The organism is Halomonas sp. PR-M31, from assembly GCF_001039575.1.
In the GTDB taxonomy this organism is placed as follows: Bacteria; Pseudomonadota; Gammaproteobacteria; order Pseudomonadales; family Halomonadaceae; genus Modicisalibacter.
Map to the genome: position 1 here is coordinate 1 of NZ_JIBT01000013.1, position 17,817 is coordinate 17,817.

At 57.9% G+C, this 17,817-nt stretch carries 15 protein-coding genes and 4 pseudogenes; 2 read left to right on the forward strand and 17 right to left on the reverse strand.

Annotation, left to right across the window (positions count from 1 at the left end; all coding sequences use genetic code 11):
* Positions 1-340 precede the first annotated feature (340 nt).
* Positions 341-2,008 (forward strand): electron transfer flavoprotein-ubiquinone oxidoreductase, encoded by a 1,668-nt coding sequence (locus CH74_RS04505; protein WP_048306305.1) that lies wholly within the window; start codon positions 341-343, stop codon positions 2,006-2,008.
* A gap of 337 nt (positions 2,009-2,345) precedes the next feature.
* On the opposite strand, the gene CH74_RS04510 is transcribed toward CH74_RS04505, so the two are convergent.
* The 16 genes and pseudogenes from CH74_RS04510 to CH74_RS04585 all read right to left on the reverse strand — a co-directional run bounded on the left by CH74_RS04510 (position 2,346) and on the right by CH74_RS04585 (position 16,006).
* On the reverse strand, positions 2,346-3,182 hold the full coding sequence (locus tag CH74_RS04510) for a sulfurtransferase (protein ID WP_048306279.1): 837 nt from the start codon (positions 3,180-3,182) through the stop codon (positions 2,346-2,348).
* Positions 3,179-5,362, reverse strand: coding sequence for an ATP-dependent helicase (locus CH74_RS04515; RefSeq protein WP_048306280.1), 2,184 nt, complete (start codon positions 5,360-5,362; stop codon positions 3,179-3,181). Before CH74_RS04515 ends, CH74_RS04510 begins: the two co-directional genes overlap by 4 nt.
* A complete protein-coding gene (locus tag CH74_RS04520; protein ID WP_048306281.1) occupies positions 5,359-5,910 on the reverse strand; it encodes a DUF1285 domain-containing protein in 552 nt (183 codons plus the stop codon). Before CH74_RS04520 ends, CH74_RS04515 begins: the two co-directional genes overlap by 4 nt.
* A 36-nt stretch (positions 5,911-5,946) precedes the next feature.
* The gene (locus CH74_RS04525) at positions 5,947-6,774 is read right to left on the reverse strand and encodes a TatD family hydrolase (protein WP_048306283.1); all 828 of its coding nucleotides are present in this window, start codon (positions 6,772-6,774) and stop codon (positions 5,947-5,949) included.
* 47 nt (positions 6,775-6,821) lie between these two features.
* The gene (locus tag CH74_RS04530) at positions 6,822-7,157 is read right to left on the reverse strand and encodes a PilZ domain-containing protein (protein WP_048306284.1); all 336 of its coding nucleotides are present in this window, start codon (positions 7,155-7,157) and stop codon (positions 6,822-6,824) included.
* 33 nt (positions 7,158-7,190) lie between these two features.
* On the reverse strand, positions 7,191-8,174 hold the full coding sequence (locus CH74_RS04535; protein ID WP_048306306.1) for a DNA polymerase III subunit delta': 984 nt from the start codon (positions 8,172-8,174) through the stop codon (positions 7,191-7,193).
* Positions 8,168-8,824, reverse strand: coding sequence for a dTMP kinase (tmk, locus tag CH74_RS04540; RefSeq protein WP_048306285.1), 657 nt, complete (start codon positions 8,822-8,824; stop codon positions 8,168-8,170). The genes CH74_RS04535 and tmk overlap by 7 nt, the downstream gene beginning before the upstream one ends.
* A gap of 11 nt (positions 8,825-8,835) precedes the next feature.
* Positions 8,836-9,834: pseudogene (gene mltG, locus CH74_RS04545) on the reverse strand (endolytic transglycosylase MltG).
* Between the two features lie 14 nt (positions 9,835-9,848).
* Entirely contained in the window at positions 9,849-10,676 is an 828-nt protein-coding gene (pabC, locus tag CH74_RS04550; protein WP_048306286.1) for an aminodeoxychorismate lyase, read from the reverse strand.
* A gap of 6 nt (positions 10,677-10,682) precedes the next feature.
* A pseudogene (gene fabF / locus CH74_RS04555) lies at positions 10,683-11,920 on the reverse strand (beta-ketoacyl-ACP synthase II).
* Positions 11,921-12,085: 165 nt separating this feature from the next.
* Complete coding sequence (gene acpP / locus CH74_RS04560; RefSeq protein WP_048306287.1) at positions 12,086-12,319, reverse strand: acyl carrier protein; 234 nt, start codon at positions 12,317-12,319, stop codon at positions 12,086-12,088.
* Positions 12,320-12,417: 98 nt separating this feature from the next.
* Positions 12,418-13,166: pseudogene (gene fabG, locus CH74_RS04565) on the reverse strand (3-oxoacyl-ACP reductase FabG).
* 21 nt (positions 13,167-13,187) lie between these two features.
* Positions 13,188-14,141: an ACP S-malonyltransferase gene (gene fabD / locus CH74_RS04570; protein ID WP_048306288.1), complete on the reverse strand. Its 954-nt coding sequence runs from the start codon at positions 14,139-14,141 to the stop codon at positions 13,188-13,190.
* A gap of 11 nt (positions 14,142-14,152) precedes the next feature.
* A pseudogene (gene plsX / locus CH74_RS04575) lies at positions 14,153-15,219 on the reverse strand (phosphate acyltransferase PlsX).
* Positions 15,220-15,276: 57 nt separating this feature from the next.
* Entirely contained in the window at positions 15,277-15,447 is a 171-nt protein-coding gene (gene rpmF, locus CH74_RS04580; protein WP_048306289.1) for a 50S ribosomal protein L32, read from the reverse strand.
* A 31-nt stretch (positions 15,448-15,478) separates the two neighbouring features.
* Complete coding sequence (locus tag CH74_RS04585; protein ID WP_048306290.1) at positions 15,479-16,006, reverse strand: YceD family protein; 528 nt, start codon at positions 16,004-16,006, stop codon at positions 15,479-15,481.
* A 126-nt stretch (positions 16,007-16,132) separates the two neighbouring features.
* Between CH74_RS04585 and CH74_RS04590 the strand changes: the two genes are divergently transcribed.
* Positions 16,133-16,747 carry a nucleoside triphosphate pyrophosphatase gene (locus tag CH74_RS04590; RefSeq protein ID WP_048306291.1) on the forward strand — a complete coding sequence of 205 codons (615 nt, stop codon included), beginning with the start codon at positions 16,133-16,135 and terminating at the stop codon, positions 16,745-16,747.
* Here CH74_RS04590 and sppA read toward each other — a convergent pair.
* Positions 16,735-17,814 carry a signal peptide peptidase SppA gene (gene sppA, locus CH74_RS04595; RefSeq protein ID WP_048306292.1) on the reverse strand — a complete coding sequence of 360 codons (1,080 nt, stop codon included), beginning with the start codon at positions 17,812-17,814 and terminating at the stop codon, positions 16,735-16,737. The two genes, CH74_RS04590 and sppA, sit on opposite strands and share 13 nt — an antisense overlap.
* Between the last annotated feature and the right edge of the window lie 3 nt (positions 17,815-17,817).

A 17,817-nucleotide genomic window follows, 5' to 3' on the forward strand; every position in this document is an offset into this window, starting at 1 on the left:
TTTGACCGCGACGAGTACTTTCATGGCGTCCTCGCTGGATTATAGGGGCTTGCCAGCATGCGAGATGCAAGCATGCAATGATTCTTTTCCGGTTCAAGTGTGCCATAGCTTCACGAGCATCCCAATAAAGCGCTTAGTCGCATATTGCTCGCTTTTGCGACTGGGTAACATAAGGCCCTGAACCGGGTTTTGATATAGAAAACGCCCGTTGCAAATATGAAACACTCGTTGCAAATATAGCAGAGACCGGACACTTTACCTATAAAGCACAACGGTGTGAGAGCTAAAACTCATACTGAGATGTCGTTGATGAAGGAGATGAGACGTGGAACGTGAATCAATGGATTTCGATGTAGTCATCGTCGGTGCCGGACCCGCAGGACTCTCCGCTGCTTGCCGGCTGATGCAGCAGGCGGGAGAAGCCGAACGCGAACTCAGCGTCTGCGTGGTCGAAAAAGGCTCCGAGATCGGCGCTCACATTCTCTCCGGCGCGGTGTTCGAACCCCGGGCGCTGACTGAGCTCTTCCCGGACTGGGCCGATCGCGGCGCCCCCTTGACCGTCCCGGCGACTCGAGATGAGGTCCATCTTCTCAAGAACGCGGAAGCGACTCAGAAGCTGCCCAATGCTTTGGTGCCCAAGACCATGCATAACGTCGGCGGCACGCCTGAGGATGGCGGCGTACAGAACTACATCATTAGCGCCGCCAATTTGTGTCGCTGGCTAGGGGAGCAGGCAGAAGCGTTAGGCGTGGAGATATTTCCTGGCTTTGCCGCCCAGGAGGCGCTGATCGATGACGAGGGTATCGTGCGCGGCATTGTCACCGGCGACATGGGCGTGGCAGCGGATGGCAGCGAAAAAAGCGGCTACATGCCGGGCATGGAGCTGCGCGCCAAATATACCCTGTTTGCCGAGGGCTCCCGTGGCCATATCGGCAAGCGGCTCGTCGAGCGCTTCAAGCTCGATGAGGGCAAGGATCCACAGCACTACGGCATCGGCTTGAAGGAGCTGTGGGATGTACCCGCCGAGGTGCATGAGCCGGGTCTGGTGCTGCACGGCTCCGGCTGGCCTCTGGACAAGAACGCCCACGGCGGCTTCTTCCTTTATCACGGTGAGAACCAGCAGGTGATGGTCGGGCTGATCATCGATCTGAGCTATGCCAATCCGTATCTTTCGCCCTTCGATGAGTTCCAGCGCTTGAAGCATCATCCGCTGCTCAAGCAATATCTGGAAGGCGGCAAGCGGGTCGCCTATGGCGCCCGCGCCATCACCAAGGGCGGGCTCAACTGCCTGCCGAAGATGACCTTTCCCGGCGGGCTCTTGATCGGCTGCGATGCGGGCACTTTGAATTTCGCCAAGATCAAGGGGCTGCACACGGCGATGAAGTCCGGCCTGCTGGCGGCGGAGACGGTATTCGAGGCGCTGGGCCAAGGTGAAGAAGCGGATGCGGGGGGCAAGGAGCTAACCGACTTCACGACAAAATGGGAGCAGAGCTGGGCCTACCAGGAGCTCAAGCAGACTGCCAGTTTCGGTCCGGCGATTCATAAGTACGGTGCTATCGGGGGTGGTGCTTACAATTTCATCGATCAGCTTTTCAAGGGCAAGCTGCCTTCGCTTCATGATACGAATCCGGATTACGCCAAGCTCAACCCGGCGGACCAGGCCGAGAAGATCGACTACCCCAAGCCGGATGGCAAACTCTCCTTCGACAAGCCCTCCTCGGTGTTCATGTCCAACACCAATCACGATGAGGATCAGCCCTGCCATCTACGCCTGAGCGATCCGGACATTCCAATTCGCGACAATCTGCCTAAATACGACGAGCCGGCCCAGCGCTATTGCCCGGTCGGGGTCTATGAAGTGGTGGAAGATGATACGGGCAAGCCTCGCTTTCAAATCAACTTCCAGAACTGCATTCACTGCAAGACCTGTGACATCAAGGACCCGGCCCAGAACATTACCTGGGTGCCGCCGGAGGGGGGTGGCGGGCCTAACTACCCCAACATGTAAGAGCGTGTCCATGATCTACTACACTCGGCGATACGGCGTTGAAATTGATCTTAGAATGCTCATTTACACCCACGTAAACTCCGCTTCTTCGATCAATTTCGCCTTGTCTCGCCTTCGTTCGCGACGATCGTGAACAAGCTCTGGGAAACTCCTGATTCATCGATGATAAGTGACGGGGACAAGGCGGAGCGAGGGTCTTTTGCCATGGATGGCAAAAGTAGCGCCCAGGGATGGGTTTACAGCGCCCTCGCGAAGGCTTGCCCGCGGAAAAACCTATCTATTCACCGAGCCTGTAAAATGAGTTCTTGACGCTTTAATGAACGCATGGCCGCCGGGCTCAAACATCACCGGTGGCCACGGGCCGCTGTGAATCGCGTATCCAGTGGCTCCAGGAGCCGGCATAGAGGCGCGGCAAGTCGCGGCCCGCGATGGCGTAGGCGAGAATGTTGTGGCAGGCGGTGACCCCCGAGCCACAATAGCTGATAACGCTTTCTTTCCGAGGCAGCTCGATGTCCAGCACGTCAGGTTTCTTGAAATAGCCTTCTTGCGTCAGGTTGGTGCTACAGGGACGACATAGCGCGCCGGGAATATGTCCAGCGACAGGATCGATGGGTTCGACTTCGCCACGAAACCGCTCCCAAGCGCGAGCATCGATCAAAGCATTAGGGGTGGATAGCAGCATGTCGGCAGATACCAGTTGGCCCTCATCAAAGATCGGCTGCCAGTCGCTTGATGATGCTTCTATCGCTTCCTGAGTCATCTCGCCCTCTTGACGCTGCCAGGCGGCTAACCCGCCATCGAGCACGCGCACATCCGGATGGCCGGCCCAGCAATACAGCATCCACCAGGCCCGAGCCGCCGCCATCTGGCCGCTCATATCGTCGTAAAGGATGACAGGTATGTCTGGCGTAATGCCCAGACGCTGAACCGTGGCGGTGAATTCGGACTCGCTGGGCAATGGATGGCGCCCCTGTTCGCCGGGACTGGCCGCAAGGTCTCGATCCAGATCCAGATGCTGACTGCCAGGAAGATGCCCAGCCTGCCATGACCTATGACCCGCCTCGGCGTCGTCGAGCCGGGCGCGGCAATCCAGGATGCACAGCGGCGTACCGAAAGCCAGCATCTCTGCGAGCGCTGACGCCTCGATCACTGAAGAGGATGAAGAGACGCTCATGACAGCGATTCTCCTTGTAGATGTTTGAGCGGTGCGCGACGCGCAATCAGGCGGCGGCGCCCCGCATTCACGAAACGCACTTCAATGACAGGATTGGCTGGATTGCCTTCCACGAGCAAAATTTCGCCGGCACCGAAGACGTCGTGCATCACACGCTGACCGGGCGTATAAACATCGTCGTTCCCTGCCCGGCGAGTTGCGGGTGTCAGAGGCAAAGAGATTTCAAGCGCCGCGAGGTAGCGCTCGACAAGCCGTGGCGATGCAACCTCTACGGCGCTCGTGATGCCTTCATGCAGTGCCTCGGCGATGTGATTGCCATCCTGCCAGGCACTCTCGGCAAGAAAACGGCTGGGTCGATGTTCACCCTCGTCATGAAGCATCAAGAGGCGCTCCCTGGCCCGAGTGATAGCGACATAGAACAATCGGCGCTCTTCTTCGAGCCGCTCGTCGCTCAAGGGGTTGTCCCGGCTGTAGTGAGGAAAATCTTCTTCGTTCACACCCCACAATGCCACCAGCGGCCACTCGAGTCCCTTGGCGCTGTGTACCGTCGTAATGAAAACACTCTCTAAAGAATTCTCTTCAGCGCGATGAGGCAGATTGCTGAAGTTTTCCGGTGCTTGAACGAGTTCTTCCGCCTGTTCGATCAGCACATCGAGCAATCTGACGTCTTCTTCGCCCTTTTCGCGCCGCGCCGCTGCCCGCTTGAGCACCTTTTGTGCATCCAGGCGTTCGACGATCAATTCAAGCAACCGTGCCGGTGGCAGACGCGCCAGACTGGGTAGCTCGCAAAGCAACTCCCAGCGGCGTTTGAGGTTACGCCGCTGCATGGGTTTAAGCCCTGTCAGCAAGAAATCATGACGCTCTGGCCAGCGCTGATGTGCGGCCAAGTGCTGCGCCAGTGCCTGCAGCCGTTCACGAGCCACAAAAGGAGTGGGTTGCGATAGAAGCAATAACAGGTGCTCCGGGTCCTGCAGCAACCCTGGTACCCGGGCCAGGCGCAGATACCCCGCCAAAGCCTGGACCAGCGGTAGCCGAAAGACAAAGCGATCTTCTCTGGAAAGACGAAAGGGAATGCCGGCGCGCAGCAGCTGAAGTTGTAATGACACGGACAGTGTCCAGCTTCTTACCAGAACGCAGGCTTGATTGAGCGCGCGTCCTTGCTGTTGCCAGCGAGTCAACTCTTGGATCAGCGGACCACACCCCTGGCCGGTATCGATTGTCGTGTAGGGATTGCCCGGCGCCGGCACACACAGCTGATCAGGGCGACGACGATTGGCGTGAATAGCATGGTTGGCGGTCAGTGCCAGCGCATGACCATGGCGAAAGGTCGTCGATAGCGGGTAATCCGTGGCGCTGCCAAAGCTTTTGGTAAAGCGCTCGAGCATGTAGTCGGGGCGCGCACCCCGCCATTCGTAGATACATTGATTGGCATCCCCCACCACCATCACTTCGGCTCGACTACTGGCCAGCAAGGAAAGCAGCCGCTGCTGCGCCTCGTTGATATCCTGGTATTCGTCGACGATGACATGATCGAGGAAGCCCTGAACTCGTGCCCGCGCATCTGCATCACGTTCGAGACATCGCAGCGGTCGATAAAGAAGATCCGCGTAGGTGGCTTTTCCATGTTGTTCGAGCAGCGATTCCAGCCGGTCGAAGGCCTCGACGAAGTGGCCGGTGTCCGGACCAAGATCAAGGCCTTCATAGAATGCCGCCTGCGCGATCATCTCCGCCTTGACCAGCTCGCAGAACTGACTAAGAGTCTCGAGCCGGTCGGGCTCCAGGGCCGCTTCCCGGGCACCGTCGTCAGCGTTTTCCAAAGCCTGCATGACCGCCTGACGCAACAGACGCTCCCGCTGCCAATCCGCCAATAGCTCTCGGGGCGCCAGATAGCCCCAGCGGGTAAGGCTTTGAGTCAGGCGGTAACCGACGGAATGAAAGGTACGCACTTCAGGCAGTGCCTGCCCCGCGAAAGCCAGCGCGGTGAGCTTGGCGGTGAAATCTTCTCGAGCGGCTCGATTGAACATCAATACCATGATGCGCCGCGCCGGGACGCCCTGGGCCAATAGATGCAGCACCCGGGCTACCATGGTGGTGGTCTTGCCGGCACCGGCTACCGCTGCAACCCGGGCGTGTCCGGATTCATGGGCAACCACCGCCTGCTGTTCAGTGGTCAGCTTCACAATGACTCCGTATCGACCACTCCAAGGGGTTGCCAGACATCTTGGCTGACAATTCCCAGCTCTGTACGCCCCTGTGAATCCGCACGCTGATCGGCGAGTTCGATCAGCCGATAATACACATTGCGATTCAGGCGGGCGTGGAGTCCAAAACGCACGGCAACTTCCGGTATTGGGTTCGCCTCTTGGGTTTCCCCCAGGCTCAGCCGATGATCGTTGTCCAGAACCAGGCTGTCGCCGACGTTGGTAGTCAAACGCCAGAAGTTGGATTCCTGTTGCGCATCGACGATCAGAAAGGGACGATCCTCGACGCTGATGCGCATCTTCTCGACCGGGGTGACCAGGTAATACTCGCCATCCGCTTCCCGACGCATCACCGTCGATAACATTCTCACGAGGCGCGAACGCGTGATAACCGCCCCTTCATGAACCCAGCTGCCGTCGGCGCGTATCACTAGATCCATGCTGCCGGACTGCTCGGGGTTCCACTGATCGACCGGCGGTATCGCACCCTCGGATTCGATCTGTGAGAGTAATGGTTCCAGTGACATGGCGTGTCCTCCCTGACAAACGATTGCGCGTGGGCTTTACACCAGATTAGCGTCTGCCAGCATTTGTCGCATCTCTTGTGAGGCTTGGGGCGCAGCGGCACGAAACAGCCGATAGAAATTGACCGTGGTCTGCATTGCCACCTCATCGAGACTGATACCACGCTCTCTTGCGATGCAGTCAGCCACCTCCACCACCCATTGCGGTTCATTGGGCTTGCCCCGGTGCGGCACCGGCGCGAGATAGGGGCTATCCGTCTCGATCAGCAGACGGTCCAGAGGAATCACTCGGGCCAGTTCGCGAATGGCGTTTGCGTTGCGAAACGTCACGATTCCGGACAGGGATATGAAAAAGCCATGGGCCACGGCTTGGCGCGCCATATCGACATCTTCGGTAAAGCAGTGCAGTACGCCGCCGATGGCGGGATCGGTGTGCTCCCGGATCAGCTCGAGCGTCTCTTGCTTGGCATCACGGGTATGCACGATCACCGGTAGCTCGAGCTCGGTGGCTGCCTGCAGATGACGCTTGAAGCGCTCGAACTGAATTTCCCGACTGATGGAATCGTAGTGGTAATCGAGCCCTGTTTCGCCAATGGCCACCACATCGAAACGCTCGGCGCAGGTCTTGATCGTCTCGACATCCGGTTCCGAATCGACGCCATGCAATGGATGCACGCCAGCGGAAATGACCACGTCTTCATGGTGCCTGGCAATCTTGGCCAGCCCTTCGACGTCTTCAAGGGTCACGGCAATGGCCAGAAATTGGCGTACATCCCGGGCCCGGGCGGCGTCGAGCACCGCATTGAGATCTCCCGAATGACTCGTGAGATCGAGGCGATCGAGATGGCAGTGGGAATCGACAAACATTGGTAAACACTCGGTCGAGGAAATGAAACTACTCGATGCTAAGGCTTTCAGAGGGTGTAAGTGGGCGCATCTCGATTCAACTGCCCGGCCAGAAGGCTTTCGATGCGATCGCGGACTGCCTGATCGTCAGGACTGAAATGAATACCAATGCCCGGCACACGGCGCCCGGCCACGCCTGGCGGTGATACCCAAACCACCTGGCCGGTTATGGGAAGACGCTCATTTTCTTCGGGCAGCGTCAAAAGGAGAAAGATCTCCTGACCCAGGGCGTAACGTTCCTGGGTAGGAACGAACAGCCCGCCTCGTTCGAGCATCGGCATATAGGCCGAAAGCAGCGTTTGCGTATCCTTGATGGTCAAGGACAGGGCTTTTTTTCCAGCCATCTTCAAGCCTCACAACGATCGATGGAAAACCACTCAGGAACGTAGTAGCGCCGACCAGCGAATCAGCCAGGCTTCGAGCACCAGTTGGGGGTTGGGGTTGCCCCCTGCCACCAACAAGCGACGCTGTTCCCGAGCGTAGTCGAGCAGGCGAAACCAATCCTGGACCCGCGCATTCTTGACCGCCTGTCGATAGAGCGGCAGAAGATCGAGATTGCGCACTCGGGAAGCTTCTCCGGAAAGTCCGAGGCGAATCAGGTCCTCGAGCCAGGTGATACCGTACCACAGGATGCGATCGACGGCCTGCCGTTCCAGCCGCGCTGCTTCAGCGACCGGCTCGCCACCCCTTACCAATGCATCGAATAGCTCTTGCAACTCTTGACGCAAACCACGCGACTCAGGATCTGCCAGCTCTTTAGCTAGTAACGGCAATCCTCCCGAAACCCTTAGCCAGAATTCGGCGTCATTACCCTCTCCCAGTGCTTCTTGCAACCAAGGGAGACACATGGTTATTGCCGGCACCCCCAGCGACCAATGCTGACAGCGAGACCGAATGGTCGCCAGCATGCGGGACGGCACATCCGCCAGCAAGATGAACAGCGTCCGCTCCCCGGGCTCTTCCAGACTCTTGAGCAGCGCATTGGCAGCGGCCACGTTCATTGCCTCAGCCGGCTGCAGGACGATGACTCGATAGCCACCCTGCTGGGCCGTCTGGGCAACGAAGTGATTGACGTCGCGAATCGGATCGATACGTATCTGACGGCTCTTCTCTGCAGGGGAAACACGCAGAAGATCCGGATGATAACCAGACTTAAGCATCTGACAGCTGTGGCATTCGCCGCAAGCCATATTGTCAGGCTTGCGACATAGCGTGCGCGCCAGCAGCGCTTCCGCCAGCTCCTGCTTGCCCAGGCCATGAGGCCCGGAAAGCAGCAGCGCGTGGGGCAGCCGCCCTGAGTCCTGCAGCCTCGTCAGCCGTTGCCAGATAGGTTCTTGCCAAGGCAGCGGCTGCATTAGCATGAGGCCCACCAAGACTGCAATACGGTCTGAATGTGCTGCTGGACGTTGGCCAGCGGCTGTGCGGCGTCAATGATCGCGAAACGCTCGGGGTCAGCCTCGGCTCGCCTGAGGTAGGCCTCACGCACGGCGGTGAAGAAATCGACCCGCTCCTGCTCGAAGCGATCACGCTCATTGCCTCGGTCGTTGACACGCCGCTGGGCGGCACTGACCGGCATATCCAGCAACAGCGTCAGGTCAGGCTGGAGACCGCGCTGAACCAAGGCTTCCAGCGTGGCGATTCGCGCACTGTCGATGCCGCGTCCCCCACCTTGATAGGCAAAGGTGGCATCGGTGAATCGATCACACACAACCCAGGCACCACGCGCCAGCGCCGGTCGGATGAGCTGCTCGAGATGCTGGGCCCGCGCGGCGAAGATCAGCAGCAGTTCCGCATCGTCACTCAGCGGCTCCTGCTCGACCGGATCCAGAAGCAGTTGCCGGATGGCTTCGCCTCGCAAGGTGCCACCGGGTTCTCGGGTGCGCAGGACCTCGACTCCTCGGCTTTCCAGAAACTCGCAGACCACACTAAGGTTGGTGCTCTTGCCGACGCCTTCTCCCCCCTCGAGAGTGATGAAGCGTCCATGCCCGGTTGTAGATCGATCATCCAGCATGACGTTTGAACTCATCGGTTGAGAATATAGCGGCGCACTGCGGCGTTGTGCTCTTTCAGAGTGCGTGAAAAATGATGGGTGCCATCCCCCTTGGCAACGAAATAGAGCGTATTGCCCTCGGCAGGATGCACCGCCGCATCAAGGGCAGCGCGCCCGGGCATGGCGATTGGCGTGGGGGGCAGGCCGGAAATCACGTAGGTATTGTAGGGGTGGAACGACGCAGGTCTGCACGGGTGATATTGCCCTCATAGTCATCGCCCATGCCATAGATCACCGTGGGATCGGTCTGCAAACGCATCCCCTTTTCCAGCCGGCGCTTGAACACCCCGCCTATCTCGTGACGTTCCTCGTCGGCGCCGGTCTCCCGCTCGATCAAAGAGGCCATGATCAAGGCTTCATAAGCGCTATTAAGAGGCAAATCCTCATCTCGCGTTGCCCAGGCAGACTCCAGCTCCGACTCCATGCGGGCATGGGCCTGACGCAATATATCCAGATCACTGCTGCCCTTGTGATACCGATAGGTATCCGGGAAGAAGCGACCTTCCGGATGCTGATCCGGGTGATCCAGTTCAGCCATGATTTCGGCATCGCTCATCTGCTCGGTGCGCGGGGACAGCTTGGGCGCCGAGGCCAATAGCTTGCGCATTTGATCAAACGTCCATCTCCGGGATCGTCAATGGGTAGGTCACGACCTTGTCACTACCCAACAAAGAGATGGCTTCCTGAGCGTTCATGCCGGGTTTGAGCATGAACTCCCCGGCACGAAGCTGAGGCACGCTATCTGGCGATACCTTGGCCAACAGACGCAGTGACCAATCCTCCGCTAGGATATCGCGCTTGGCGAGATCACCGACCACCCCATTGAAACTCGCACCACGAGGCACTTCATAAAGTGTGGGCTCATCGATGGCTATAGGTGAGGCAAGTCGTGACTGCCAGTAGGAGAAGCCGGCGAAACCCAACACCGCCCCTATCACCACAACGATCAACAATGCCTTGAACAGGCGCATGGAACATTCATCCTTTAAAACGTCGACGGGTAACCGAGCAACTCATGAGCAATCGACTGGAAGGTGCGGTGGTCATCGCTTAACGTCCATTGCAGGACAGGCGAGCCCGACGAATCTTCAAGACAGGTCACCGGCCAAATGCCTTGTATCGAATTGCCAACCCACAACGCATCGACCCTGCTCAATACGTCGATAGGAGATGACACTTCCTTCATCGGACGCTCCGCCAGCAATGCTGCCCGTAAGGTACCGGCAACACCACAGCGATCAAGCCGCGGGGTTTCCAGACAGCCATCCCGCAGCCAGAACAGGTTCATGCAGGTGGCTTCCACCAGAATGCCATCGCTATCACAGAGCAGGCCTTCGGCAATACGGTCGTCACACCACTCCTGACGCGCGAGTACGTTCTCGAGGCGATTGAGATGCTTGAGTCCGGCCAGAAGGGGCTGCAAACCGAGTTGCAATGAACATAACCGCACCGCTACTCCTTCACGCCAGCGATCCTCTCGCGGCGCAAAAGGCGATAGCTGCCAGCGCAGCCGCGGTTCAGGCTTTGCGGGGGGAAGATATCCTCGTCCGCCGCTACCGCGAGTGACAACGATCTTGAGCACATGAAGCCCGGAGCCAGCCTCCGCTGGCAAAGCATCGAGCACATGACGCTCGGGAGCGGTAATGGCTAACCACTCACAGCTTCGGGCAAGACGTGCCAGATGCTCCTGCCACAACAGCGGTTTACCGTCTCGGACTAGCACGGTCTCGAACAACCCGTCCCCGTAGGCAAAACCACGATCGTCGATTGGAACGCTGGCATCATCCGAGACGTCATACCCGTTACCGCTCATGGTCGATCAGAGACGTCCGAAGATCAGCGAGCCGTTGGTGCCACCAAACCCAAAAGAGTTGGATAGCGCGTAGTCGAGCGCCATCTGCCGAGCGGTGTGCGGCACATAGTCGAGTACGCACCCCTCTTGTGGATTGTCCAGGTTGATGGTCGGTGGTGCGACCTGGTCGCGCAGCGCGAGGATACTGAAAATCGCCTCTACCGCACCGGCTGCCCCTAGCAGGTGACCAATCATAGACTTGGTGGAACTGACTGCCACGGAGGCCGCCGCCGACCCCATCACCTCTTCAATGGCGCGGCTTTCCGCCAGGTCGCCGGTTTGAGTGGAAGTCCCGTGGGCATTGATATACCCGATCTGAGAAGGATCGATTTCCGCATCGCGAATGGCATTACGCATGGCCATCGCTGCACCCCGTCCATTGTCGGGTGGCGCAGTCATGTGATGGGCATCATCGCTCATGCCAAAGCCCTTGATTTCGGCATAGATGGATGCGCCGCGTTTTTGGCATACTCGTACTCTTCCAGAACCAGCACGCCCGCGCCATCGGAAAGCACGAAGCCATCCCGATCCCGATCCCAGGGGCGACTCGCCTCTTCAGGAGCGTCGTTGCGGGTGGAAAGCGCTCGGGCAGCGGAAAAACCACCCAGACCCAACGGGGTGGTCGCCATCTCGGAGCCACCACAGATCATCACGTCGGCATCACCATAGGCGATGGTCCGCGCACCGTAGCCAATATTATGCGTGCCGCTGGTACAGGCGGTGGTAATCGCAATGTTGGGGCCTTGAAAACCATGCTGAATTGCCAGGTTGCCGGCGATCATATTGATGATCGAACCCGGCACGAAGAAAGGTGAGATACGTCGTGCACCGCCTTTGTTCAAGGCATTGTGATTGTGCTCGATCATGGGAAGGCCACCGATACCGGAACCGATGGCGACACCAATGCGGTGCGCATTTTGCTCGTTGCATTCAAGACCCGCATCGGCAATCGCCTGACCGCTAGCAGCAATACCGTATTGAATGAACAGATCCATCTTGCGCGCATCCTTGGGGTTCAAATAAGGATCAATGTCAAAATCCTTGATCGAACCGCCAAAGCGCGTATTGAAGCCGCTGGTATCGAAATTCTCGATGGAGGCGATGCCGCTTCTGCCTGACAGAATATTGGTCCAGCTCTCCTTTACGGTGTTCCCGACCGGCGTCACTAGACCCAGTCCGGTCACCACGACCCTTCTACGAGGCATCAGCTTTCCTCCAGACGTCCAAAATAGTGTGCATGCCACATCGCTTTGGCGCGCATTATAACCGAAGCACAACGGCTATGGACCAATGTCACTTAAAACAAAAGCCGCTCTGTTTCCAGAACGGCTTTCGCAAAAACTAGCGACTTGAATCACACTTACGCCATCTTATTGATGAGCAACGACGTAATCGATCGCTTCCTGTACGGTCGTAATCTTCTCGGCTTCCTCGTCGGGAATTTCAGTATCAAATTCCTCTTCAAGCGCCATCACCAATTCGACGGTATCCAGGGAATCGGCACCGAGGTCTTCGGTAAAGGAGGACGTGTTCTGGATATCATCTTCCTTGACGTTCAGGCGTTCGGCCACGACTTTCTTCACACGCTCTTCGATGGTGCTCATTATGTTACTACTCCTAATGGTACATATCCGCCGGCAAAAACTGCCGGGTAGTTTATAGATGGCCTCAGATTGACGCAACCGAGACACTATCCGACAGCCTACTGCATATTCATGCCACCGTTGACCTGCAACGTCTCTCCGGTAATGTAACTTGCTGCATCGCTGGCCAGAAAAGCGACGGCGGCAGCAATTTCTTCGGGTTTACCGAGTCGAGCCAGCGGAATCTGGTTCAATAATGAAGTTTTCTGATCTTCGGGCAGCTTTTCGGTCATATCTGTGGCAATGAAACCTGGAGCCACCGCATTCACCGTAATACTACGAGAAGCAACTTCACGAGCCACGCCCGAGTGAAGCCTTCCATACCGGCCTTGGCAGCAGCATAGTTGACTTGACCCAGATTGCCCATCGAAGCGACAACCGAGCTGATACAGATGATACGCCCAAAACGCGCTTTGGTCATTCCACGAATACAGGCTTTAGTAACACGATAAACGGACTTGAGGTTAGTATCGAGCACCGAATCCCATTCTTCTTCTTTCATGCGCATCAACAAGTTATCGCGTGTAATACCCGCATTGTTGACGAGAATGGTCGGCGTACCGAAACGCTCGGCGATTGTCGCAATCAAACCATCGACGCTGGCCTGGTTGGTGACATCGAGCATATGCCCTGCACCCTCTATTCCCTGAGCTTTTAGATCGTCATCGATGTGCTGAGCGCCCTGTTCGCTTGTTGCGGTACCGACTACAACATGCCCCTGGCGGCCAAGCTCATGAGCAATGGCTCGCCCGATGCCACGACTGGCACCGGTGATCAGCACGATTCTGGGTTCGCTATTTGTCGTCATGGCGTTTCCCGGCTGTTGGTATTATTGATTGGTGTTGTCGTGAGCAAGTTCGAGCGCGGCGGCAAGACTGTCGGGATCGTTGGCGGCCAACCCCTTGGCATTTCGCGCAATGCGCTTATTGAGGCCAGTAAGCACCTTGCCAGGACCGCACTCGACGAAAATCTGCGCACCCTGATCCAGCAGGGCTTCGACACAATCGGTCCAGCGTACCGGACGATAGAGCTGTTCAACGAGTCGTGTTCGCAAGGTTCGAACATCTTCAGGCATCCTTGCATCGACGTTTTGAAATACCTTATAACGTGGCGACTTGATTTCAACAGCCTCCATCGCTTCAGCCAGTTGCTCTGCCGCCGGCTCCATCAGTGCGCAGTGCGAGGGAACCGATACTGGAAGGGGAATGGCGCGCTTGGCGCCGGCTTCCTGGCAACAAACAATAGCACGCTCTACCGCTGCCTTGGCGCCTGCAATGACGATCTGTCCCGGTGCGTTGTAATTGACCGGCGCGACCACTTTCCCTTGGGCAGCGTCGCGACAGGCAAGCTCCACCGCCGCATCATCAAGACCCAGAATGGCGGCCATGGCGCCCTCTCCCGCAGGCACTGCCGATTGCATGGCATCGCCTCGCAGCTTCACCAGGCGCACGCCTTCAGCAAAACTCAACGCACCAGCGCATACCAAGGCGCTATATTCGCCCAGGCTATGCCCTGCCATGGCCACCGGTCGCGGCCCTTCCAATTCCTGCCAGACACGCCAGATGGCGACACTCGACGTGAGCAGCGCCGGTTGAGTGCATGCAGTGGCGTTCAGTGCTTCGTCCGGCCCCTCCTGCACCACTTGCCAGAGATTATAGCCAAGCGCATCCGCCGCCTCTTCGAAGGTCGTGCGCACCACACTATAACGTTCCGCCAGCTCACGCAGCATACCTACATGCTGTGAGCCCTGTCCCGGAAACACCAAGGCCAGGGTTTGGGTCATATAGTCACCTTTCAGATATTGGGGTCATCGGTTCTCGAACACGATTCGCCGCCGAGACAGCAGGAAGTGCCCGCCTCTTTCGCTAGAATAGCCCGCTGGCCCAATTCTCGCTCGAGATGCATCGGTAGATTGATACGGACCTCCTGCATGGACCGGGATATGGCATAGGTAAAACCCAACGCGCTGGCACGTCCGTGACTTTTGACAACGATACCCGACAACCCCAGCAGACTTGCACCATTGTAGCGTACCGGATCAAGCTGACCACGAAGCCGCTGTAACGCAGGTCGTGCCAGTAGGCCCACCAGACGACTGCCCCAATGGGCGTGAAAAGTCGCCTGCATCCGGCCGATCAGCATTTGCGCTAACCCTTCGCTTGCCTTGAGCACGACGTTACCTACAAAACCGTCGCAAACCACCACGTCCGCAGCACCGCTGAACAGACCGTCGCCTTCGATAAACCCGATGTAGTTGATGCCTGGCAGCTCTCTGAGCATCGTATCGGCAGCACGAACACTGACCGTTCCTTTGGTTGCTTCCACGCCGACATTCAGCAGAGCTACCCGAGGACGGGACAGGTCATCCACACGCCGCGCCATGATGTCGCCCATCAAGGCAAACTCCACCAGCCGCGAAGCAGACGCTTCGATGTTGGCGCCCATGTCGAGCATGTAACACGCCCGCCGTTTCGAGTGGGTATTGCAGTGCTTATTGCCGGGCGCGGTATGCCGGCCACAGTGCCCAGTGCGCGTCGCGATAACGCCATCAGTGCGGCGGTATTGCCAGCGCTTACTCCTGCATCTGCCCGACCGGATGCCAAGTCATCGAGCATCATCGCCAAACTGCTGGTACGCGGCGCTCGTAAGACGCGGGTGAGCTTCATGTCTTGAGAAACGACGTCCGGCGCATGAACTACATTCAAACGCGCCCTGGTCGCCTGTAGACGTCTTGGCAGACGCGACAGTTCATCGTGCAGCACCTTCTGCGGACCATACAGGCGCACCCAAAGCTCCGGATGAGCGGTCAGAGCCTCGCTTGTACCCTGAACAGTCGCGCGGGGACCGAGGTCCCCGCCCATGGCATCGATGGCAATGTGCACGCTCGGCTCCGAAATGACGCCCGCGATATTACTTATTTAAACGTCGATGACCTTACGACCACGATAGAAACCATCCGAGGCTACATGATGACGACGATGGGTCGTGCCGGTTTCCTTGTCCTGGGACAACGCAGGGGCAGTAAGGGCATCATGACTACGACGCATGCCACGCTTGGAACGAGTTTTACGATTCTTTTGAACTGCCATGAGAGATCACTCCAGAATATATCGATTCGAATCAATGTTTTTTCTTCAGGGTACGCAGTACCTCGAAGGGGCTAGCAGCAGACTGTTCCGAGGGTTCGGGCAGCGTCCCACTACTCAGCTGATCCGGCGAAACGGCACAATCCGCCTCGTCGTGATAGACCACCTGCGGCAGGCTCAGGATGAGTTCATCCTCGAGCATCAGCTGCAGGTTGAGCTGTTCATTTTCTACCACTACCGGCTCATAGGCGCTTGGCAAATTTGCTGCCATGGTGTCGTCGCTTACCATCCCCAGCAGGAAATGACTTTCGATAGCGATCGGCATGGGCTCGAGACAACGCTTGCAGGCCAGATCCAACGTCGCCTTCACCCTGCCTTCAATGAAGCGGCGGCCCTGGGCATCCTGGCCAAATTCCAAGCGAACATCGGCGTCGCCCTGCTGCTTGCCGGCCTCTTCGCGCAGACGAACCATGTCATCAAGGGATACTGTGCCCTCGAGATGCTCGTCGCTGGCGGCCAAACGATAAGGTTCGACCTGTATGGGAAGTCTAGTGGTTGACATAAGCGCGCAATGATAGGGATTCCCCCCATGCGTGTCAAAGCAGCTATTGGGCAAGACTATACAAGTATCAGGTCGCGCCGGCACACTGCTTTGCCTTGCTCATGAACATTTCAGGAAGTGACGAGAATGAATGATCAATCACGTTTGATTCTTGCCTCTGGCTCACGCTGGCGCCGTCAGCTTCTCGAGCGGCTCGGCATACCTTTCACCTGGGCCAGCCCGGATATCGACGAAACGCGCAAACCCGAGGAACCACCTGCCGAACTGGTGCATCGCCTGGCGCTTGGCAAGGCGTTACGACTGGCAGATGATTACCCCAGTCACCTGATCATCGGTTCGGATCAGGTGGCGGTATTCGAGGATGACATCCTGGGCAAGCCCGGAGACGCAGCCACCGCCTGCGCCACCTTGGCGCGTTTTTCAGGACAGCGGGTTCGTTTTCTCACCGGTTTGGCCTTGATCGATACCGCACGGGATTGGCAGCGCGTCTGCCACGAACGTTACGACGTGGTCTTTCGGGACTTGAGCACTGCCGAGATCAAGCGCTATGTCGATCGCGAACAACCTTTCGATAGTGCCGGCAGCTTTCGCATGGAGGGCTTGGGCATCACCTTGTTCGAACGCCTGGAAGGCGATGATCCCAATACCCTCATTGGACTACCCTTGATTCGTCTTTGCGCCCTGCTACGAGAAGCAGGGTTCGATCCGTTGCTCGACGCATCGCTCGATCAAGGCAGCTGATAGCGCAGCGGCGAACTCGCTCGAGGCAGCCCGAACCACTCGGCGGCAACGCGCCCGAACTGACGCGACAAGCGCTCGAACGGGCCCAGTGCCGGCGTATAGTCCCGGGTACGCACCTCTCCCAGGCGCTCCCGAGCGAGCTCGTCAATGCTTTTCAAGCCATCGATGAGCCCGAGGCCGGTTGCCTGTTCACCGGTCCATATCAGCCCTGAAAACAGCTTGGGATCGTCACCCAAGCGCTTGCCGCGCCCTGTTTTGACATCGTCGATGAACTGCTGATGGGTAGTATTCAACACCTGCTGCCAGAACTTGCGCTGATCCGGTGCAATATCACTGAACGGATCGAGAAACGCCTTGTTCTCGCCGGCAGTGAACACACGGCGCTCGATGCCCAGGCCTTCAATGGCTTCTTGAAGCCCAAACCCGGAATAGATGACACCGATGGAACCCACCAGACTTGCCGGTGCCGCATAGATATCGTCCGCACCTGCCGCTATATAATAAGCGCCGCTGGCACCGATGTCCTCAATGACGGCCAGAATCGGTTTATCCCCCGCCTGACTCAGACGACGAATCTCGTTGAAGATGCGCTGGGACTGCACCGGACTACCGCCGGGACTATTGATCTTAAGCACCACCGCTTTAGTCTCATCATTCTCCCAGGCGCGCTGAAGACCTTCATTGATACGCTCGGCACTCGCCTCGCCTTCGCTATCGATCACTCCTTCGACTCGTACTACACCGAAATGAGGGCCAATCGGCGACGGCGTCATGCCGGCAAAGAACAGGCTATAGATACTGGTTGCCAGCAAGGCCAGCGTCAGAGCGGCAAACAAGAAGCGGAAGAACAGTTTCCAGCGCCGGGAACGACGCTGCTCGACGAGCACGCCCCCAATCCAGCGATCCATCATCTCCAGCTGCGCCAGGCGCTGACGCTCTTGTAGCGTGGCGATATCCTCGCTTACTGCCGGCACTTCGCCCTCCTTGTCAGCCGTGCCGCGGCGGGGGTCGTCGCGATCCAGCTCCGGACCATCGGTCCACTCGTCATAGTGCTTGTCATCACTCATGGT